General features: G+C 59.5%; 20 protein-coding genes and 1 tRNA gene. 15 read left to right on the forward strand and 6 right to left on the reverse strand.

What is annotated here, in order from left to right; genetic code table 11:
* Nucleotides 1-71 precede the first annotated feature (71 nt).
* The 9 genes from HAT86_RS12035 (at nt 72) to HAT86_RS12075 (ending at nt 6,113) form a co-directional block, all read left to right on the forward strand.
* Complete coding sequence (locus HAT86_RS12035; RefSeq protein WP_167197894.1) at nt 72-212, forward strand: hypothetical protein; 141 nt, start codon at nt 72-74, stop codon at nt 210-212.
* Nucleotides 209-439: a hypothetical protein gene (locus HAT86_RS12040; protein ID WP_167197897.1), complete on the forward strand. Its 231-nt coding sequence runs from the start codon at nt 209-211 to the stop codon at nt 437-439. Before HAT86_RS12035 ends, HAT86_RS12040 begins: the two co-directional genes overlap by 4 nt.
* Nucleotides 440-549: 110 nt before the next feature.
* Nucleotides 550-978 carry a hypothetical protein gene (locus HAT86_RS12045; RefSeq protein ID WP_167197900.1) on the forward strand — a complete coding sequence of 143 codons (429 nt, stop codon included), beginning with the start codon at nt 550-552 and terminating at the stop codon, nt 976-978.
* Between the two features lie 91 nt (nt 979-1,069).
* Nucleotides 1,070-3,499: a DUF3987 domain-containing protein gene (locus tag HAT86_RS12050; RefSeq protein ID WP_167197903.1), complete on the forward strand. Its 2,430-nt coding sequence runs from the start codon at nt 1,070-1,072 to the stop codon at nt 3,497-3,499.
* A gap of 245 nt (nt 3,500-3,744) precedes the next feature.
* A complete protein-coding gene (locus HAT86_RS12055) occupies nt 3,745-3,984 on the forward strand; it encodes a hypothetical protein (protein ID WP_167197906.1) in 240 nt (79 codons plus the stop codon).
* Between the two features lie 9 nt (nt 3,985-3,993).
* Nucleotides 3,994-4,149: a hypothetical protein gene (locus HAT86_RS12060; protein WP_167197908.1), complete on the forward strand. Its 156-nt coding sequence runs from the start codon at nt 3,994-3,996 to the stop codon at nt 4,147-4,149.
* A gap of 11 nt (nt 4,150-4,160) precedes the next feature.
* Nucleotides 4,161-5,375 carry a phage major capsid protein gene (locus HAT86_RS12065; protein ID WP_167197911.1) on the forward strand — a complete coding sequence of 405 codons (1,215 nt, stop codon included), beginning with the start codon at nt 4,161-4,163 and terminating at the stop codon, nt 5,373-5,375.
* Nucleotides 5,376-5,603: 228 nt separating this feature from the next.
* Nucleotides 5,604-5,801, forward strand: a complete 198-nt coding sequence (locus tag HAT86_RS12070) for a hypothetical protein (protein ID WP_167197914.1) — start codon at nt 5,604-5,606, stop codon at nt 5,799-5,801.
* Nucleotides 5,802-5,942: 141 nt separating this feature from the next.
* Nucleotides 5,943-6,113: a hypothetical protein gene (locus HAT86_RS12075; protein ID WP_167197917.1), complete on the forward strand. Its 171-nt coding sequence runs from the start codon at nt 5,943-5,945 to the stop codon at nt 6,111-6,113.
* Between the two features lie 82 nt (nt 6,114-6,195).
* Here the strand turns inward: HAT86_RS12075 and HAT86_RS12080 are convergent.
* A tRNA-Leu gene (locus tag HAT86_RS12080) sits at nt 6,196-6,281 on the reverse strand.
* Nucleotides 6,282-6,411: 130 nt separating this feature from the next.
* On the opposite strand from HAT86_RS12080, the gene HAT86_RS12085 reads away from it, so the two are divergent.
* A complete protein-coding gene (locus HAT86_RS12085; RefSeq protein WP_167197920.1) occupies nt 6,412-6,990 on the forward strand; it encodes a YqaA family protein in 579 nt (192 codons plus the stop codon).
* A gap of 14 nt (nt 6,991-7,004) precedes the next feature.
* Nucleotides 7,005-7,481, forward strand: a complete 477-nt coding sequence (locus HAT86_RS12090) for a disulfide bond formation protein B (protein ID WP_167197923.1) — start codon at nt 7,005-7,007, stop codon at nt 7,479-7,481.
* A gap of 42 nt (nt 7,482-7,523) precedes the next feature.
* Here HAT86_RS12090 and HAT86_RS12095 read toward each other — a convergent pair whose 3' ends face one another.
* Nucleotides 7,524-7,952, reverse strand: coding sequence for an Lrp/AsnC family transcriptional regulator (locus HAT86_RS12095; protein ID WP_167197926.1), 429 nt, complete (start codon nt 7,950-7,952; stop codon nt 7,524-7,526).
* A gap of 118 nt (nt 7,953-8,070) precedes the next feature.
* On the opposite strand from HAT86_RS12095, the gene rocF reads away from it, so the two are divergent.
* Complete coding sequence (rocF, locus tag HAT86_RS12100; RefSeq protein ID WP_167197928.1) at nt 8,071-9,000, forward strand: arginase; 930 nt, start codon at nt 8,071-8,073, stop codon at nt 8,998-9,000.
* Between the two features lie 13 nt (nt 9,001-9,013).
* Nucleotides 9,014-10,072 carry an ornithine cyclodeaminase gene (locus HAT86_RS12105; RefSeq protein ID WP_167197931.1) on the forward strand — a complete coding sequence of 353 codons (1,059 nt, stop codon included), beginning with the start codon at nt 9,014-9,016 and terminating at the stop codon, nt 10,070-10,072.
* Here the strand turns inward: HAT86_RS12105 and HAT86_RS12110 are convergent.
* The 4 genes from HAT86_RS12110 to HAT86_RS12125 all read right to left on the reverse strand — a co-directional run bounded on the left by HAT86_RS12110 (nt 10,069) and on the right by HAT86_RS12125 (nt 15,851).
* Nucleotides 10,069-11,214 carry an iron-containing alcohol dehydrogenase gene (locus HAT86_RS12110; protein ID WP_167197935.1) on the reverse strand — a complete coding sequence of 382 codons (1,146 nt, stop codon included), beginning with the start codon at nt 11,212-11,214 and terminating at the stop codon, nt 10,069-10,071. The two genes, HAT86_RS12105 and HAT86_RS12110, sit on opposite strands and share 4 nt — an antisense overlap.
* Nucleotides 11,215-11,345: 131 nt before the next feature.
* Entirely contained in the window at nt 11,346-13,697 is a 2,352-nt protein-coding gene (locus HAT86_RS12115; protein WP_167197938.1) for a TRAP transporter large permease, read from the reverse strand.
* Nucleotides 13,698-13,711: 14 nt separating this feature from the next.
* The gene (locus tag HAT86_RS12120; RefSeq protein ID WP_196780600.1) at nt 13,712-14,638 is read right to left on the reverse strand and encodes a TRAP transporter small permease subunit; all 927 of its coding nucleotides are present in this window, start codon (nt 14,636-14,638) and stop codon (nt 13,712-13,714) included.
* A 124-nt stretch (nt 14,639-14,762) separates the two neighbouring features.
* Nucleotides 14,763-15,851, reverse strand: a complete 1,089-nt coding sequence (locus HAT86_RS12125) for a TRAP transporter substrate-binding protein (protein ID WP_167197941.1) — start codon at nt 15,849-15,851, stop codon at nt 14,763-14,765.
* Nucleotides 15,852-16,622: 771 nt separating this feature from the next.
* Between HAT86_RS12125 and HAT86_RS12130 the strand changes: the two genes are divergently transcribed.
* Nucleotides 16,623-18,377, forward strand: a complete 1,755-nt coding sequence (locus HAT86_RS12130; RefSeq protein ID WP_167197944.1) for an acetolactate synthase 3 large subunit — start codon at nt 16,623-16,625, stop codon at nt 18,375-18,377.
* A gap of 89 nt (nt 18,378-18,466) precedes the next feature.
* Nucleotides 18,467-19,027 (forward strand): acetolactate synthase small subunit, encoded by a 561-nt coding sequence (gene ilvN / locus HAT86_RS12135; RefSeq protein ID WP_167197964.1) that lies wholly within the window; start codon nt 18,467-18,469, stop codon nt 19,025-19,027.
* The last annotated feature ends 42 nt before the right edge of the window (nt 19,028-19,069 follow it).

The following is a 19,069-nucleotide window of genomic DNA, read 5'->3' on the forward strand; positions in this document are numbered from 1 at the left end:
GCCTGGGGGCTTTGCACCGCATAGGCTGGGTCAAAATTAAACGCTGAACACGGGTCAGTTTTGAACGCTCATTGACAGCAGCGCAAGGAAAGCTGACCGAAGCCGAAAAAGCGCACGCCTTGGAATGGGTGGGGCACGGTGGCGAAAGCACCAGTGTGACACCTGACGAAGCCGCACAAGCGCGCGGTGAAGCTGGGGAGGCGGCGCAATGAACTGGGAAAAAGACGTGATCCGCCGCACGATGGAAGCCGTGGGCGAGGATACCGGCGCGGCGCTGGACATGCTGTTACGTCGCCTTGATGGCGTGCCCGGTGCAACTGACGCGATTGCCGATGTGGTGCAGGCCATGGCCGAACGCCACGCTGCACACGCCGGCGAACTTCGGGCCGAAATCCGCCGCCGCAACGGCGGGGCCGAGATCATCGAACTGGAAAAATAAAACCCCACCCACGGCGGCACGCGGGCGGGGCTGGAATTGATCGAGCGGGCAAGCACGATTGTTACAGCATAACTGACCGGGCCGTTGTGGGCAACTACAAGGCACGAGCAATGAGAAAGCAGAACAGAGCCGCAATCCGCGCGGCGAAAAAGAACGCGGATAAGATCGCCGCCGTAATGGCGCAAAACGCACTGCAACCGGATGGCCGTAATGGCTTTGTGTCCAACCCGACCGCCCGCAAGGTGCTGGCGCGCGGCTTTGCGGACCTGATCCGAAATAACTGCAAGCCGATTGTGCTGCGCGTCACGGCCGCCGAGGCGGGAAGCCTGCCCGGATGCAGCCCGACACCGAAGGGGGCGCAATCGTTTTGCGCTTTCGGACTCGACGTTGGCGGGCGCGGAACGTGGTGCCTTCGCTGGGCATTTGTGCGCGGACTACCACCCGAGGAGGCCCGCGACCAGATCGAGGTGCGGATGCTGGCAGACCTTGCCCGCGTCTGCAACGTGAGCGGCTTTCCGGTTTCGGAGAGCATGAAATGAGACAGATTCAAATCAAAATGCTGATGCGCCTTCACGGGCTGACCGAAGCGCAAGCGCAGGCAATCGCCGCGTTGATCTGGGGGGCAAGCTGATGGCTGCAATCAAAACTGACCCGGATCAAATCAGCACCTTTGTCGAAACCCTGTTTCCCTATGCCAGCGAGGGCGGCTTTGTTTCCTTGCGCGCCTTTGATGACCGGGAAAAGGGCAAGCCGCCATTTGCTATTGAGGCCGTCCAGATCAACGGTAGCGGGCTTGCGCCTGTCAAAGATCACGCCGCAACCTTGGCGGAGCGGTGCGCAACCGCAGCACAGGCGATTGTATTCTGCCCGCCCGTGGTGACGTTCAAGGATGGCCGAAACGGGAAGGCTGAGAACGTGGCGGAGGGCGTAGCGCTTTCGGTTGACTGTGATCAAACGCCCTTCAAGTCGCGCGCCAAGCTGGAAAGCCTGCTAGGCCCGGCAACAATCATCGTGGCGTCGGGGGGAGAGTGGACCGACCCCGAAACAGGCGAATTGCAAGACAAGCTGCACTTACACTGGCGCTTAAACGAACCGACGCAAGACGTTGACGATCATGAGCTTTTAAAGTCAGCCCGTGCGCTTGCGACAAAGCTGGTGGGAGGGGATGACACGAACGCGCCGCTTGTGCATCCGATCCGATGGCCGGGCAGTCTGCATCGCAAGGGCAAACCGCGTCTTGCGCGTATCGTGTCTAGCAATGAGGCCGCCGAAATCGACCTGCACGACGCGCTGGAATGCCTTCACGACGCCGCCGGGGCGTTGCCCCTACAGGACGCAGCAAAGCCCGCCAGCGGGGCGCAAAACGGCGCACAGGCCGCGCGGATCGACACGGGTCAGCAAGGCAAGACCGCATATGATTATGCGCGCCTGCTGCGCGGTATGCGAACAGACGGCGAAAAGCACAAAAGCGTGCGCGACATTGCCGCCAGCATGGCGGCGCAGGGATACAACAAACGGTTTGTGGAAGCGTTCGTGAGGGAGATTTGCACGGTCTATGACAAGAACGTGCAAAACTCTATCGACAGCGGGTTTGATAAATTTGCCGAACCTGCACCTGCTGGCGATCCGGTTGACCTTTGGGGCAGCTTTGACCCGCCGGAATTGCCGCAAGGGTTGTTGCCGCCGATCATCGAAGATTTTGCCCGCGCCAATGGGGCACAGATGGGCGCAGACCCCGCCGGGTTGGCAATGGCTGCGCTGGTGACTTGTGCAGCCGCGATACCAGACGCGGTGCAGATCAAGGTCAAACGGCACGATGACTGGACCGAGAGCGCGCGCCTTTGGGCTGCGCTGATGGGGCCACCATCCGCCAAGAAAAGCCCGATCATATCCGCCGCGACCGGGCCGCTATGCCGCCTTGACGTGGACATGATGCGCACATGGCAACAGAACGTCGCGGAATATGAAGCCCTGAGCGCAGACGATAAGAAGGCCATGCCGCGCCCGCCGCAAACCCGGCTTCGCATCGAGGATGCGACCGTAGAGGCCGCGCAACAGGTGCTAGAGGGTAGCCCCTGGGGTGTGCTGCTTTTGCAGGATGAATTGAGCGGCTTTTTCGGGCAGATGGACAAATACAACGGCGGCAAGGGCGCGCAAGCCGACCGGGCGTTTTGGCTGCGCAGTTTCAACGGCGGGCAATTCGCCTTGAACCGCGTAGGGCGCGGGGCTGCGATCATCGACAATCTGAGTGTTTCAATGCTGGGGGGCATCCAGCCCGAACCCCTGCGCAAGATTGCAGGCGACAGCGTTGACGATGGCCTGTTGCAACGCCTCTTTCCGATCACCTTACGCACCGCCACGATGGGCCGCGATGAACCCATGCCGCCGATCAATGCCGACTATCGCGCCTTGATCGAAGGGCTGCGCAAGCTGACCCCGCCGGGATTTGTGCAGGGCAATACATTGGAGTTTGACAGCGGGGCGCAGGCAATTCGCCGGGATCTGGAAGCGCGTCACCTTGATCTGCAATCGCTGGAAACCATCAACCGCAAACTGGCGTCACATATCGGCAAATATGACGGCTTGTTCGCGCGTCTGTGCATTGTCTGGCACTGCATTGAACATGCAGGTCAGGAATTGCCTATCACAGTCAAAGAGGCCACTGCACAGCGCGTTGCGGAGTTTCTGCACCGCTTCCTGCTGGCACACGCTATCAGCTTTTACAGCGGCGTTCTGGGCTTGTCTGACGATCACGACAGGCTGACCGCGATTGCGGGCTATATACTCGCACACAAAGTTGAACGGATCACAAACCGGGACGTGCAACGCAGCATCCGGACAATGCGCAATTTGCGCGAACAAGAAATCCGCCCGCTGCTGGAACAACTTGCCGCCCTTGGCTGGCTGGATCGTATCGACCCGCCGCGCCCGTCATCGCCGCCACACTGGCAGGTGAACCCGGCGGTTCGCGCGAAATTCACCGATCACGCCGCCCGCGAAACCAAACGTCGCAGGAGAGCCCGCGAAACAATCCAAGACCTGAGCCGGGGGAAAGTATGACTTTTGTCGACTTTGTCGCTTGCGCGCACGAATACAGACAAGAAAACGCCTCTTTTTCTATCGCGACAAGTTTCTGCGACACGCGCGCAAGCGACTTTGTCGACAGAACCACGACCGCCGCGATGGCACGGGGGGGCGGCTAATTGTTCACAACCCCCCAAAGCGGAAACCTGTTGCCCCCCTCCGTTTGCAATATCCGCGCCCCGCAATGGGGTAGGGGGATACCACCACGAAAGGACCACGACATGACCACAGAAACACGAGATCAAATCCGCGACCACCTTTTCCAGAAGCTGGCTGAAACCGCCGAAAGCATCCGCAAAGGCGGTGCGATGAACGACGAGCAGGTTACGACCGCCTTCCTTGGTGTGGGCATCACTTTGGCGCAACACACATGCGGCCCGATTGGGGCGGCGGAATGGCTGCGAGACATGGCTGACGAGATCGAACGCGGCGAATTGTCATTGAAAGCAACACTGCAATGAGGTATTTTGATGCTGTCAGAGGTGCATTGCCTTGCGCTGCGCCAATGGCCCGAAATTCAGGATACGCCGCGCGCTATCCAGAAGATCGACCGGATCGGCCCGGAACCCGCACGCCATGCGCTGCGCCATATCCCCAAAACGAAACGCCCTTCGGGGCAGCTATAGGAGTGTGTGAGATGAAACACGCAAAAATCCGCGGGATTCAAGCGGTGCGCGCGCAAGGCAGCGACGTAAAATCCCTGATCGAAGGCATCAACGGCGATTTTCGCGCCTTCAAAGACAAGCACCAAGGCGAGGTGCAAGAACTTCGCGACACGGTAGACGAACATGCGAGCAAGATTGCCGCGATGAATCTCAACGGCACGGGGCAAGCAACCCCGCGCGGCAACCCGCGTGCAGAACATGACGCGATTGCAGCTTTCGGCCGTGGGGTCGAATCCGCGCTGGACAAATTCCGGCCACGCGCTGATTTGAGCATTGACGGCACCGGCGGGGGCGATCTGTCCAAGGGCGGTGCAACGGTCTTTCCGGCAATCTCTGACCAGATCATGCAGCGCCAATTCGCGCAGTCTGCGATTGCCCGGCTGGCCCGCCGCGTCACCATCGAAAGCGGCTCAAACTTCCAAGAGCCGCAAGACCTAGGCGACGTAGGCACAGCATGGGTGGGCGAGACAGAGGCCCGACCGACAACCGCAACGGCGGATTTTGCTTTGCTCGACGTGCCTCTGCACGAGGTCTATGCAAATCAGAAGATCACACAACGGATGCTGGACGATAGCCGCTACCCCCTCGGGGATTGGCTTTCGGGACGCATTGCCGACAAGCTGGGGCGTGCCGCTGGTGCCGCCTTCGCCACTGGCGACGGGATCAAGAAGCCGCTGGGGATAACGGCATCCACACTCGAAAGCACCGAGGATGCAACCCGGACTTGGGGCAATATCCAAGCGCATTTCACCGGCGTCTCGGGTGACTTCGCAGCGTCCACACCGCAAGATATCATTGTGGACGTGGTGCACAGCCTGCAATCGCATTTCCGACCGAATGCCCGGTGGGTGATGAACAGCAAGACCGCAGGCGCGGTGCGCAAGATGAAAGACGCGGATGGCCGCTTTCTCTGGGCCGATAGCCTCGCGGCTGGGCAACCGCCCCTCTTGATGGGCTATCCCGTGGAACTCGACGAATTCATGCCGGATATTGGGGCCGATGCACCTGCAATCTGGTTTGGGGACTTCGAGCAGGGCTATATCATTATCGAGCGTCCGGGGCTGCGCCTGCTGCGCGACCCGTTCACCGACAAGCCCAATGTGCACTTCTACGCCTATAGCCGCATCGGTGGCGCGGTGCAGAACTCCGAAGCCCTTAAGGCTGTCGTGTTCGGAATCGAGGCTTAAAGAGACGCTGGCTAGGGTTTTGTCTTTTTTCCCAAAGTCAGACGGCACGGCGGTCAAAGTTCCGCGCGGTGCCAGCACGCCCCCGGCGTCGTGCCGGTTCGCCGGTTCGGGGGCGTGCACCCTAAGGGGGCGTATCAGAGTTGCCGCGGCGCAGGAACACGTCAACGGCTTGCTGATCGAGATGACCCGCGAACGTGCCCGGCTGGAAGCTGAGGGGGCGCGGCGGCAATGACCCGCACGCCCGAGGCCCGCTTGTGGCAGTCGGTGCTGACCGCTGGGCTCCATGACGCTGCGAAGGGCAAAGATGCGGGCTGGATAGGATCGAGCGACTTTCAGCTTGTTTGCGTCTTTACCGGGCTGGACCCCGAGGCGGTGGCCGAACGCTTTGACGCTGACCGATTCCGCAGGCTTATCAAGGCCGCGTGATCCGCCAAGCGCAAAGAGGCGTATCTGCGGAAACACCCGGAGACGGGGCATGGCAAGGCGACGGCAGACAAAGAGGAAAACATTTCCTCTTTCGACCGCGATCAGGCCGAAAAGACTGGCGTCACCTCGCGCAAAGTCCGCATGGACGCCGAGCGCGGCGAGAAAGTCACGCCCGCCGCGCTGGCGATGGTCAAGGGCACGGCGCTGGGTGACCCTTATGCCTGGACTTTCGCCGCAGACTGGAACCGGATGATGACTTTTCTTTTTCCTCTCACCGCGCACCGATTCTGGCCGGTGATGAACTGCGCGTAACTTGCTTACAAAATGCTTACACGCCCACCCCGGCGGCTATCTTCGCCGCTTCCAATTTTCCACTAAGTGTTTGATTTTGCAGTGGTGCCCAAGGTGAGATTCGAACTCACACGATGTTGCCATCGGGGGATTTTGAATCCCCTGCGTCTACCATTCCGCCACTTGGGCACGGATCGACCTTCTATCCAAGCTGCGCGCCAAGGTCCAGAGGGCGCGGCCAATTTTATGCCGCACAGGCTTGACCGTCCCACGCCGCCATGGTCAGAGACGACACTTCTTGCAAACAAGGCCTTTCGCCATGCTCAGACGGCTTTATGATTGGACAATCCGGATGGCCAGCCACCCGCGCGCGCTGTGGGTGCTTGGCGCTGTGTCCTTTGTCGAAAGCTCGGTCTTTCCGATTCCCCCCGATGTTTTGATGATTCCGATGATTCTGGCCCGCCCTTCCCGCGCGTGGCTGGTGGCGCTGGTCGCACTGGTGACATCCGTTCTGGGGGGGCTTTTGGGCTATGCGATCGGGGCACTGGCCTATGACAGCATCGGTCAGCCCATTCTTGAATCGCTTGGCAAGGCCGACTCGATGGCCGAATTCAACACGCGGTTCAACGATGTCGGATTTTGGGCGGTCTTGATCGCGGGCATGACACCATTTCCCTACAAGGTGATCACCATCATGTCTGGCTGGACCGGGATGCCATTGGCCACGTTCATCGCCACCTCGATCCTTGCGCGCGGTCTGCGGTTTTTCCTTGTCGCCGCGTTGTTGTGGAAATTCGGTGCTCCGGTGCGTGATTTCATCGAACGGCGGCTTGGGCTGGTCACGATCGTGTTCATTGCCCTTCTGTTCGGTGGGTTCTACCTCGTGCGGCATTTGTGAAGGGAGCCACGACCATGATCTTGACGCACCGTGCTTTGATTGTCCTTGCCGCTGCCGGATCGGCCCTGCTGATGGTGGGCGCATTTGGTTTTCAGCACATCGGTGGCATGCCGCCGTGTAAACTGTGCCTGTGGCAACGCTATCCGCACGTGGCCGCCATCGTGATTGGGCTCGTGGCGTTTGCCCTGCCCCGCGCGTCGCTTGCCCTTGCAGGCGCCGTTGCCGCGCTGACCACCACCGGGATTGCGTTTTATCATACTGGCGTTGAACGCGCTTGGTGGGCTGGTCCGTCCTCGTGCAGCTCGACCAGCCCCGCCGGTGTGAGCACGGATGCCCTGTTTGATCAGATCATGGCCGCGCCCGTCATTCGCTGTGACGAAGTCCCGTGGGAGATGTTCGGCCTGTCGATGGCCAGTTGGAACATGCTGGCCTCGCTTGGTCTGGCGGTGGTCTGGCTTGCCGCTGCATGGCGCATCCGCAAACAAGCCTGACACGCTCAAATCTGGCGTATCCCCGTCACGTCGGCCAGCAGTTCAGCCACCGGCCTTGCGTGTATTCAACAACAGGCTGGTTTCCGAACTGGATATGCCATCGAATTTGCGGATCTGCGCCAGCGTCGCATCCAGAGCCTCCAATGTATCGGTGCCGATTTCCACGATCAGATCCCACCGTCCGTTCGTGGTATGCACCGCCCGCACTGCGCTTAACCCATTGAGTTGGCGAATAATGCGATCCGCGCCGCGGCCTTCGATTCCGATCATCATCAGCCCGCGCACCGGATCGCGCGCCGTATCACCGCGCAAAACCACGCTGAATCCGACGATTTCGCCCGACTGTTTCAGCCGTTCCATCCGGCCCCTGACCGTGCTTCGCGACACCCCCAAACGGGTCGCCAGATCCGACAGAGACGCCCGTGCATCATGACGCAGGGCCGAGATTAACTTGCGGTCTGTTTCATCCATAACGGCAATATACCTTATCAGTTTGATCAATTAACCACCAATTAGTGCAATTTGACGGCTGTCACTCAACCTATTTTGCAACAATTTTTAGATATCTTCACATTACAGAGCGATCCTCATGACGCCAGAAACCTGCATCCTGATCGGCGCGCCGGTCGATAGTGGCAAAGCCAGACCCGGGTGCCTGATGGGCCCCGACGCGTATCGCGTGGCCGGTCTTGGCGCGGCGCTTGCCGATCTGGGGCACAGCGTCTGCGACCTTGGCAACCTGTCGCCCGAACCGTGTGACACCCAAACCGATCTACCGGCCCATATACACGCACCGTCGCAAACCATCGGCTGGACTCAAGCCATTGCCAAAACAGCGGAAAGCGCCATGCGCGATGGCCTGCCAATTTTTCTGGGTGGCGATCACAGCCTGTCCTTGGGCTCTGTTCCGGGGGTTGCGGCCCATTCCGCAAAGATTGGCAAACCGCAGTTTGTGCTCTGGCTGGACGCCCATAGCGATTTTCACACGCCGCACAGCACCAGTTCAGGCAACCTGCACGGCACACCCTTGGCCTATGCCACCGGAGCCGACGGGTTTTGCGGCTTTCCGCAGGTCTGCGCCCCGATCCCCGAAGATCATATTTGCATTCTGGGCTTGCGGTCGGTCGATCCGGCCGAACGCGACAGGCTGCAAAACTCGCGCATCGTGACACATGACATGCGCCAAATCGACGAAACCGGCATCGCCAAACCGCTGGCGGGCTTTCTGGATCGCGTGGCCAAAGCGGGCGGCGCGCTGCATGTGTCGCTTGATGTTGATTTTCTGGACCCGGTCATCGCCCCCGCTGTCGGCACCACGGTTCCCGGCGGGGCCACCTTACGCGAGGCGCATCTGGTGATGGAGATGATCTGCGATAGCGGCTTGATGACCTCGCTCGATCTGGTCGAACTTAACCCGTTTCTGGATGAGCGTGGGCGCACAGCGCAGGTCATGGTCGATCTTGCGGCCTCCGCCCTTGGTCGTCGTGTTTTTGATCGCCCCACACAAGCCTTTGCGTAAAAAGGATACTCCTATGCCCGCAACACCCCCTTCCGACAAGGCCCTCGTGCCCTTCGTCTCGGTCGAGAACATGATGAAACTTGTGCACCATATCGGGATTGAACCGATGTTGCGCGGCTTGGCCGATTATATCGAACAGGATTTCCGCCGGTGGGATTTGTTCGACAAGACCCCGCGTATCGCCAGCCATTCCACCGAGGGCGTGATCGAACTAATGCCCACATCGGATGGGGAAGTTTACGGGTTCAAATATGTCAACGGCCACCCCAAGAACACCCGTAACGGGCTGCAAACCGTCACCGCCTTTGGCCTGCTGGCCGATGTCAGCAACGGCTATCCGGTGCTTTTGTCGGAAATGACCGTGCTGACAGCGCTGCGCACTGCGGCCACCTCGGGCATGGTGGCCAAGCACCTTGCGCCCAAAGGGGCCGATACCATGGCGATGATCGGCAACGGCGCGCAATCGGAATTCCAAAGCCTTGCGATGAAAGCGATCTGTGGCCTGACATCCGTGCGCCTGTGGGATATTGACCCCGCCGCCACGCATAAAACGGCACACAATCTCAAGGGCTTGGGACTGAATGTTCATGTATGCGACAGCGCCGAATCCGCGATGGAAGGCGCACAGATCATCACCACCTGCACCGCCGACAAACAATATGCCACGATCCTGACCGACAACATGATCGGCAGTGGTGTGCATATCAACGCCATCGGCGGTGATTGCCCCGGCAAGACCGAACTGGCCCCCGGCGTGCTGCACCGCAGTGACATCTTCGTGGAATACCCCGAACAAACCCGGATAGAGGGCGAGATTCAGCAACTGCCCCCCGATCATCCCGTGACGCAAATCTGGGAGGTGATCAACGGCACCAAGCCCGGTCGCACCAGCGCAGGCCAAATCATCCTGTTTGACAGCGTCGGCTTTGCGATCGAAGATTTCAGCGCCCTGCGCTATGTCCGCGATCATATCGGCGGCACCGATCTGTATCTGCCGCTAGACCTGCTGGCCGATCCAGACGATCCGCGCGACCTGTTCGGCATGGTGCAACGGGCCGCGCCAGTGGCTTAGGCCGCCTGCTCCAACACGGCGATCAAGTCTGCCTGTGACAGCTCAACCGGGTTGCCCTTCATCGACGAGGCGGCCAATGCAGCCTCGGCCAATGTCGCGTAATCGCCAGAGTGCACCCCCATCTCAGCCAGCCCCGGCAGCCCGGAGCGCGCCGACCAATCGGCCAGTGCTTGGGTCGCTTCGTCCGGCGCGCACTCGAACGCCTGCGCGATCCAGCCGCGAATTTCGGCCAAGCGCGTTGCCAGTTCCCCCGTCGCGCCCTGTGCGTTGCGCTGCAACACAAAGGGCAACAAGCGCCCGCAGACCGCCCCATGGGGCGCGCCTGTCAGCCCGCCAATCGGCCCGGCCAAGCCATGCACCGCGCCAAGCCCGGCATTGGCAAGGGCCAGCCCGCCGCACAGGCTCACCCAAGCCATCTCGTCGCGGGCATTGGGGGTTTCACCTTGCATCAGTGCCTTGAGCGCCACCAGCCCGCGCGGGATGGCATCACGGCACAGAGCATCGGTCAGCGGGTTGGCCTTGCGGCAGATATACGGCTCGATCACCTGCGTGATCGCGTCCAAACCGCTGGCTAGCGTCACAAGGCATGGCGCATCATCGGTCAGGGCCGGGTCGATGATCGCCAGATCGGCCAGCATCCGATTGTCGCGCAGCGACACCTTGCGCCCGGCTGTCGGCACGCCGATCACCGCATTCTTGGTCACCTCGGCCCCGGTCCCGGCGGTGGTGGGCAAAGCCACGAACGGCAGTGGCGCATGATCCAACGGCAGGCCCTGCCCCACGACCTCAAGGTGATCCACAAGCGGCCGGGTGGCCGGGACAAGTGCGGCAATCGCCTTGCCGGCATCAATCACCGCCCCGCCGCCAAGGGCCACAACCACCTGTGCCTTGGCCGCGCGCGCCGCTGCAACGCCCTGTTCGATCAAGGCGACATCGGGTTCAGACCGGCAGGAAAACAGCGTGACCCCCGCCCCGGCCTGCCCCAACGCAGTGCGCAACCACGTGGACCGGTCGGCGTTGCCACCAACCACCAGAAGCACGTTGCGCCCATAGCCAAGCACAGCGCCAGCCGCGTCTTGTGCCGCACCGCGACCAAAGCGAATATCACCTGCGGTCAGGAACCCGAAGTTCGGTAATGTCATGCTGTGCCTCATTATTCATGTGGCCCACCTTGTCGCATGCGCAGAGGACAGGGGAAAGCACCACAAACCAAAGGCCGCCCCCGAAAGAGCGGCCTTTTACGAGTTTGCATCCGGTTTCTGGCCCGGACGTCCTACCCGATCAGCGAGGGCACAATCGTGACAATCTCGGGGAAGAACCACAGGATCGCCAAGCCCAGCACTTGGATCAGCACGAAAGGCGCCACGCCGCGGTAGATATGGCCTGTTGTCACCTCTTTCGGGGCCACCCCGCGCAGGTAGAACAAGGCAAAGCCAAACGGCGGCGTCAAAAAGCTGGTTTGCAGGTTCACCGCGATCATGATCGTCACCCATTTCGGATCGAAGGTGCCGCCATAGATGACCGGCCCGACGATTGGCACAACGATGTAGATGATCTCTAGGAAATCCAGAACAAAGCCAAGCACGAACAGCACCAGCATCACGACCAGGAACACTTTGTATTCGTTGTCAAAGCTGCGCAGGAATTGCTGGATATAATGCTCACCCCCGAATGAGATGACCACAAGGTTCAATAGCTGCGAGCCGATCAGGATGGTGAACACCATCGAGGTGACCTTGGCCGTTTCACGGACCACCGGCGTCAGGATACCGCCCGAGAACAGAACCCAGCAGGAATACAGCAAGCCAAAAGCGGCATAGAGATAGGCGGCATAGGCCCCGAAGAATGCCAGCCAGCTTTCCAGCGGCACGTCATCATTGTTGATCCGCAAGTCAAAGTTGATGCCCAGCAAGATTGCGACGATGATTGCGAAGGTCGACCAGATGATCACCATGGCCGAACGGTCGATATCCTTCAGCCGGCGATAGGCCGCCAACATGATCGCCCCACCCGCACCAAGCGCCGCAGCCGGCGTTGGGTTGGTGATCCCGCCAAGGATCGACCCCAACACCGCCACGATCAGAACCAAGGGCGGAAAGACCACGCGGATCAGATCGTTTTGCGCAAGGCGCTTGGCCGCGTGGGTGCAGCCATAAAGCGCCATGGCATAGGGTATCGCTAGGATCACCAAAGACAGGCCCGAACTGGTCGATGGTGCAATCAGCACGATATCGGCCAAAAGTCCTAGAACGATCCCCAAGCCACCGATCAAAAGCGGCGCGGGCGGTGACGACGGGCTGACCCCGCGCGCCACCGCAAGGATCAGCGCCAAGATCAACATGATCGTCGCAACTCCGGTGCCAATCGGTGCGGCATTGGCCTCTTTCTCGACGACAAGCTCGGCGATCTGTTCGGGGCTCAGGCGTGTGCTTTCTTCCTGCCCACCGGCCTCATCAATGGCGGCTTTCTGGGCCACGGCATCATCCCAAGCGTCTTGGCCATGCAGCTCGATCATCGACGCCTTGCATTCATCCCCGACATTTGTGCGCAATTCTGCGGACTCGCCCCGGTCGGTAAAGCTGTCGACCTGCAAGTTTTGCGAGCCGATGATGTTCACCTGACCCAAAAGCAGCATACCCGCGATCAGCGCCACAGGCACACCAAGGAACCATGTGAACGCCTCGCCGCGCGTGACGGCCTCACTGTTTGGGCTGCCCAGTTCAACGGCGGGTGCGCGTTTGGGATTAAACAGCGCGTAGCCGAATGCATAAAGAGCATACAGCAGCGCCAGCAATATCCCCGGCAACAGCGCCGCCTGGAACAATGTCCCCACAGACACAACCGCCGGTTCCCCAAGATAGGTCAAAGCATCCGTGCACCCTGCCGTCTGCGCCCGCGCTTCCTGAGCTGACGAATACAAATCACCCGCCAACGTGCCCAGCAAAACGATTACGATCGACGGCGGGATAATCTGCCCCAAGGTGCCGCTGGCCGCGATCACGCCGGTGGCGATCGTAGGGCTGTAATTGTTGCGCAACATGGTGGGCAGGCTCAGCAGGCCCATGGTCACAACCGTGGCCCCCACGATGCCGGTCGACGCCGCCAGAAACGCACCGACAACCACAACCGACACGGCCAGGCCACCCGGCAGCGGGCCAAACACCCGCGCCATGGTCGTCAGCAGGTCGTTGGCGATCTTCGAGCGCTCAAGCGTGATGCCCATCAAAACGAACATCAAAACCGCAAGCAGCGTTTCAATCGATTGCCCCGCCAGCACACGTTCGTTGATCCGGTTGACAACGAAGCTGACGTTGCGGTCAAGAGCGAATTCCCAGCCTTGCGGGAACACAGGCTCACCTATTCGAGGCAAGTCGGGATATCGGAAGGTCGATATGGTCTCGGGGCGAACGCCCGTTCCCACAAGCGAATTATAGGCTTGGCTGGAAGTATCAATCGCCTGATGGATCAACAGCCCGGCGCTGTCCATCGCCGCGATGATCCCGAATGAGATAACCCCCGCGCCACCAATGGCAAAGGCCACCGGAAAGCCCGACAAGATCCCCCCGAAGAGGCACAAAAAGACGATGATCAGGCCGATCTCGACGCCGTCAAGTCCGAATAACATGTGGTCCTGTCCCTTTAATGAGTGCCCTCAAAGGCTTCTTCACCCTCGCCAAGGCTATCCTTGTCGAGATATTTACCGGCACTGTCCTCGCCCTCTTTCCATTCCAGATAAGAGCGATAGAAAAACGCGATCGCATGTAGGAAAATCATTGCGGCGAAGGCCACCAGCAAGATTTTAAACAGGAAATAGCCGTTAAACCCGTTGGGCGAAAAGCCGATCGTTTCGACGTTCCAGCGCAGGGCGCGGGATTTCAAAAGCAACCGATCGAGGGTGTCGCTGGCGGATGGGTTTGGCACAATCAGATGGCGCCACATGAAGAACCAGCCATAAAACCAGATCAGCACCGCCATCGGCATCATGAACACAAGCGATCCGATCATGTCGATCATCTTCTTGGTCCGAAAGCGCACGGCGGAATAGACCAGATCAACGCGCACATGCCCGCCCTGCACAAACGTATAAGTCGCGCAAAGAGTGACCACCAAGGCATTGTAAAGCTTCAGTTCTTCGGCCCACCAGCTGATGTCCATTTCCAGCGGGATACCAAAGCCGATCACGATATCCGGCCGCGCAAAGATGCGTTGCAGAAACACGATGATGATCTGCTGGACCACCATCAACAACCCGGCCCAAGCAAAAAAGCGGCCAACCGTGTTTGCAAATCCTTCCAGCACACGAACACAGCCCCACATGAAGCTGTTTTTCCAAAACCCGACGGCTGTGATCACAAGAAACGTCGTAAAGATGACGAAAAAGAACTCAACCGACCCGCCGTAATAGACAAAGCGCATGATCGCGGTCTTGTCGGACCAGTCCAGCCATAGCTGCGGATGCGTCAGGGCATAGCCCAGATTGTAGAAGGCGTAGCCGATTCCACTGAACAACCCAACGATCATATCAACCAAGGCACCAAAGGCTCCGGTCGAGGCTGTTTCATCCATAAGCTGAATCCTTGGTTGTTTGAAAGCTGATGTCTGGCGCACACCGGATCATGTGTTGCGCGCACAGACTACCCCGTGCCCCGGCTTAGATAGCAGGGGCACGGGTCTTATGAGACATCTAAGATTACAGGCCCATAACGCGGTTGCGCTGTGCGGAGTACGTGCCCTCTGAACGGCTGCCCCATGCGGCAGAGCTGTTCAACGACGCCATGTAGCTGTCATAGCATGTCTTGTAGAGGTCATCGCCAAGCGGCTCTTCGATCACTTCCTTGGAGGCAGCACCGAAGGCATCCCAGATTTCATCCGAGAAGCTCATCAGTTTGACACCGCCCGACTGAAGACGCTGCAACGCGGCCGAGTTATTGGCCATGAACAACGACATGGTCCACAGGTTGGAAGCGCGCGCCGCGTTTTCCACGATGCTTTGCTGGGCCGAAGTCAGGCTTTCGTAAACATCAAGGTTCAGGTTCAGGTTCAGGTTCGGACCCGGCTCGTGGAAACCGGCGGTGTAATAGAACTTGGTGATTTCCTGGAAACCGGCCTTTTCATCGGCCCACGGCCCGATCCATTCGGTGCCGTCAATCGCGCCCGATGCAAGGGCCTGATACACTTCGGCGCCGGGCAGGTTCTGCACCGATGCGCCCAGTTTGCCCAGCACCTGACCGCCTTGGCCGGGCATGCGGAAACGCAGACCTTGGAAATCGTCGACGCTGTTCATCTCTTTTGCGAACCAGCCACCCGACTGCGGCCCGGTATTACCGGCGGGGAAACTTTTGAGGCCAAAGATCGAATACACGTCATCGGCCAGTTCACGACCGCCATCATGGTAGAACCAGTTGTTGAATTCCTGGAAAGTCATCCCGAACGGCACTTGGCTAAAGAATGAAAGCGCGGGATGCTGGCTGAGGAAGTAGTAATCCACGCCATGGAACATGTCAGCCTGACCGGCGGTCACGGCATCGAACACTTCGAAGGCGCCCACAAGTTCGCCCGCGGCTTTCAGATCAACGGTCAGCGCGCCGTCGGTCATCGCGGTGATCGTATCGGCACAGTATTGTGCGCTGTCATGCACACCGGCCAGACCACGGCCCCAAGTCGTCACCATGGTCAAGGTGCGTTTGCCTTGGGCATAGGCAGGTGCGGCCAGCGCGGTGGCCGCTGCTGCTGCGGTCCCGCCAACCGCGGTATTTTTCAAAAATGAGCGTCGATCCATTGGTTTTCTTCCTCCCAGATTGATTTGATGCGCGCCCAAACCACAAAGTTCGGGCGCGCGGATCGGTTCAAACGGGTATAGGTTAACCGCACATTCCGCCATAGAAAATACCTAGACCCAAGGAATTGCGCTGGTTCTTCTGAAAAATTGGCCGTTCGCAGGCAAGGCAAGGCAAGAAATACAATAAATGATCACACCCGAGCTGAATTTGCGGCTCGGAGCTGTGACAAGACGCCACACAAGCCGGTCTTCGAGGACCGACGTTGCTGCGCCCGGTGACGATGCGCTGCGTCTGATTGACCAAGGCGAATCCATCGCGTGCGGCACATCTCAGTCCGTCACAACCTGCCGGGCGCGAAGCCAACACGCCCAAGCCCCTGTTCACCACGCCCAGACACGACGACCAGAAACATTCGGCGTATGCGCGCTTATCGTGTCATCATATGGATTGACTCTGGCCCACCGCCTTGCCCGACCGCGCTCCACATCAAGGTCAATTGCGCAATCCTACTCCACCGCGCAACAAATGCAAAGAAATTACCCCTGATTGCGACATTTATGCTGGAAAATGCGGTTGACGCTCCCTTGGACTGCCCATAAGGTCGCGGACACACAAAGTAAGGAGCCTCCCGATATGGGACGTTTGATCGTAGTCGTAGGAAAGTGGCGCATGGGCCGGTAACGGACGCCATAGAGGTACCCCATGCGCCCCCGTCCGACCGGGGGCTTTTTTGTGTGAATGAACATTGACGTCATGAACGGAGTAAGCAAATGACACGTCAGATGACCGGAGCGAAAATGGTGGTTCAGGCCCTCAAGGATCAGGGTGTGGACGTCGTATTCGGATACCCTGGCGGGGCTGTCCTACCGATTTATGACGAAGTCTTTCAGCAAAATGATATTCGGCACGTGTTGGTGCGCCATGAACAAGGCGCGGTGCATGCCGCAGAAGGCTATGCGCGGTCCACCGGCAAACCGGGCGTTGCACTTGTCACATCCGGCCCCGGTGCAACCAATGCCGTGACCGGCCTGACCGATGCGCTGATGGATTCGATCCCGATCATCGTTTTGTCGGGTCAGGTGCCGACCTTCATGATTGGCACCGACGCGTTCCAAGAGGCGGATACCGTCGGCATCACCCGCCCCTGCACCAAGCACAATTGGTTGGTCAGCGACACCAAGAACCTGGCCGACACTATGCATCAGGCGTTTCATGTCGCAACCTCTGGCCGGCCCGGCCCGGTTCTGGTCGATCTGCCCAAGGACGTGCAGTTTGCCAGCGCTGAATACGTGCCACCGCAAAAAGCCAAGACCGACCACTATCAACCGCAGGTCAAGGGCGACATGGCCGAGATCATGGAACTGGTCGAAGCCCTGGAAGTGGCCGAGCGGCCGATTTTCTACACTGGTGGCGGCGTCATCAATTCTGGCCCGGCGGCCAGTCAATTGCTGCGAGAACTGGTCGAGGCCAGCGGCGTGCCGATCACCTCGACCCTGATGGGCCTTGGCGCTTATCCGGCCAATGGGAAACATTGGCTGGGGATGCTGGGGATGCACGGCCTGTACGAGGCCAACATGGCAATGCATGGCTGTGATCTGATGATCAACATCGGCGCGCGATTCGATGACCGGATCACCGGGCGTCTTGATGCCTTCAGCCCGGATTCGAAAAAGGCCCATATCGATATCGACCCCAGTTCGATCAACAAGGTCATCAAAACAGATATTCCGATCATCGGCGATATCGGCCACGTGCTGGAAGACGTTCTGAAAGTCTGGAAATCGCGCGGCCGCAAGGTGAACCGCGAAGGCCTGCAAAAATGGTGGGCGCAGATCGAAGAGTGGCGCAAGGTTGATTGCCTGTCGTTCAAGCAGACGGGCAAGACGATCAAGCCGCAATACGCCTTGCAGCGTCTCGAAGAGTTGACCAAAGAGCATGACCGCTACATCTGCACCGAGGTCGGCCAGCATCAGATGTGGGCCGCGCAGTATCTTGGCTTCAACGATCCCAATCGCTGGATGACCAGCGGCGGGCTTGGCACCATGGGCTATGGCTTTCCGGCGTCGATCGGCGTGCAAATGGCGCATCCTGACAGTTTGGTCATCAACGTGGCCGGTGAAGCAAGCTGGCTGATGAACATGCAAGAAATGGGCACAGCGGTGCAGTATCGCCTGCCGGTCAAACAGTTCATCCTGAACAACGAACGGCTTGGCATGGTGCGCCAGTGGCAGGAATTGCTGCATGGTGAGCGTTATTCCTCCAGCTGGTCCGAGGCCCTGCCCGATTTCGTCAAGCTGGCCGAAGCCTTTGGCGCCAAGGGTATCCTCTGCGAAGACGCCGCCGATCTGGATGACGCGATCATGGAAATGCTCAACTACGACGGGCCAGTGATCTTTGATTGTCTGGTGGAAAAGCATGAAAACTGCTTCCCGATGATCCCCTCGGGCGAGCCGCACAACAACATGTTGCTTGGCGAAGCCTCGACCAAGGATGCCATCAAAGAAGGCGGCGCGGTATTGGTTTGACCGTTTCGGGGTGCGCAGTAAATGCGCACCCTACCCCATCCCTCGTAGGGTGCGCATTTACTGCGCACCATTTATCAAGGAACAAGAACATGTCAGCCCTGCAAATCAAAAAAGGCTCCTCCAAGCATTCGGCCTATAACCTTCGCCCCAATTTCTCGGATGTCACCGAGACACACACATTGGCGGTAAAAGTGGATAACGAACCGGGTGTTCTGGCGCGGGTGATCGGCCTGTTTTCGGGGCGTGGATACAACATAGACAGCCTGACCGTGGCCGAGGTGGACCACACCGGCCACACAAGCCGCATCACCATCGTCACCACCGGCACACCGCAGGTGATCGAGCAGATCAAGGCCCAGTTGGGCCGCATCGTGCCGGTCCACGAGGTGCACGATCTGACGGTCGAGGGCCGCGCCGTTGAACGCGAACTCGCCTTGATCAAGGTCGAGGGCGAAGGCGAAAAGCGGGTTGAGGCGCTGCGCCTTGCCGATATCTTCCGCGCCAATGTGGTCGACAGCACCTTGGGCAGCTTCGTGTTTGAAATCACCGGCACCCCTGACAAGATCGAAGCCTTTGCCGAGCTGATGCGCCCGCTTGGCCTGCTGGAAATTGCCCGCACCGGTGTCGCCGCCCTGTCACGCGGCACCTAAGGCCCGTCACGGCAAATCGCCACAGCACGTCGCCCGAAGGAA

Origin of the sequence: Roseovarius gahaiensis (assembly GCF_011601345.1) — a bacterium.
GTDB classification, from domain to species: domain Bacteria; phylum Pseudomonadota; class Alphaproteobacteria; order Rhodobacterales; family Rhodobacteraceae; genus Roseovarius; species Roseovarius gahaiensis.

What these genes read in the sequence shown, in the direction of transcription:
- HAT86_RS12040 (WP_167197897.1), top strand. Translation starts at nt 209, where the DNA reads ATGAACTGGGAAAAAGACGTGATCCGCCGCACGATGGAAGCCGTGGGC.
- HAT86_RS12045 (WP_167197900.1), top strand. Translation starts at nt 550, where the DNA reads ATGAGAAAGCAGAACAGAGCCGCAATCCGCGCGGCGAAAAAGAACGCG.
- HAT86_RS12050 (WP_167197903.1), top strand. Translation starts at nt 1,070, where the DNA reads ATGGCTGCAATCAAAACTGACCCGGATCAAATCAGCACCTTTGTCGAA.
- HAT86_RS12055 (WP_167197906.1), top strand. Translation starts at nt 3,745, where the DNA reads ATGACCACAGAAACACGAGATCAAATCCGCGACCACCTTTTCCAGAAG.
- HAT86_RS12060 (WP_167197908.1), top strand. Translation starts at nt 3,994, where the DNA reads ATGCTGTCAGAGGTGCATTGCCTTGCGCTGCGCCAATGGCCCGAAATT.
- HAT86_RS12065 (WP_167197911.1), top strand. Translation starts at nt 4,161, where the DNA reads ATGAAACACGCAAAAATCCGCGGGATTCAAGCGGTGCGCGCGCAAGGC.
- HAT86_RS12070 (WP_167197914.1), top strand. Translation starts at nt 5,604, where the DNA reads ATGACCCGCACGCCCGAGGCCCGCTTGTGGCAGTCGGTGCTGACCGCT.
- HAT86_RS12075 (WP_167197917.1), top strand. Translation starts at nt 5,943, where the DNA reads ATGGACGCCGAGCGCGGCGAGAAAGTCACGCCCGCCGCGCTGGCGATG.
- HAT86_RS12085 (WP_167197920.1), top strand. Translation starts at nt 6,412, where the DNA reads ATGCTCAGACGGCTTTATGATTGGACAATCCGGATGGCCAGCCACCCG.
- HAT86_RS12090 (WP_167197923.1), top strand. Translation starts at nt 7,005, where the DNA reads ATGATCTTGACGCACCGTGCTTTGATTGTCCTTGCCGCTGCCGGATCG.
- HAT86_RS12095 (WP_167197926.1), bottom strand. Translation starts at nt 7,952, where the DNA reads ATGGATGAAACAGACCGCAAGTTAATCTCGGCCCTGCGTCATGATGCA.
- rocF (WP_167197928.1), top strand. Translation starts at nt 8,071, where the DNA reads ATGACGCCAGAAACCTGCATCCTGATCGGCGCGCCGGTCGATAGTGGC.
- HAT86_RS12105 (WP_167197931.1), top strand. Translation starts at nt 9,014, where the DNA reads ATGCCCGCAACACCCCCTTCCGACAAGGCCCTCGTGCCCTTCGTCTCG.
- HAT86_RS12110 (WP_167197935.1), bottom strand. Translation starts at nt 11,214, where the DNA reads ATGACATTACCGAACTTCGGGTTCCTGACCGCAGGTGATATTCGCTTT.
- HAT86_RS12115 (WP_167197938.1), bottom strand. Translation starts at nt 13,697, where the DNA reads ATGTTATTCGGACTTGACGGCGTCGAGATCGGCCTGATCATCGTCTTT.
- HAT86_RS12120 (WP_196780600.1), bottom strand. Translation starts at nt 14,638, where the DNA reads ATGGATGAAACAGCCTCGACCGGAGCCTTTGGTGCCTTGGTTGATATG.
- HAT86_RS12125 (WP_167197941.1), bottom strand. Translation starts at nt 15,851, where the DNA reads ATGGATCGACGCTCATTTTTGAAAAATACCGCGGTTGGCGGGACCGCA.
- HAT86_RS12130 (WP_167197944.1), top strand. Translation starts at nt 16,623, where the DNA reads ATGACACGTCAGATGACCGGAGCGAAAATGGTGGTTCAGGCCCTCAAG.
- ilvN (WP_167197964.1), top strand. Translation starts at nt 18,467, where the DNA reads ATGTCAGCCCTGCAAATCAAAAAAGGCTCCTCCAAGCATTCGGCCTAT.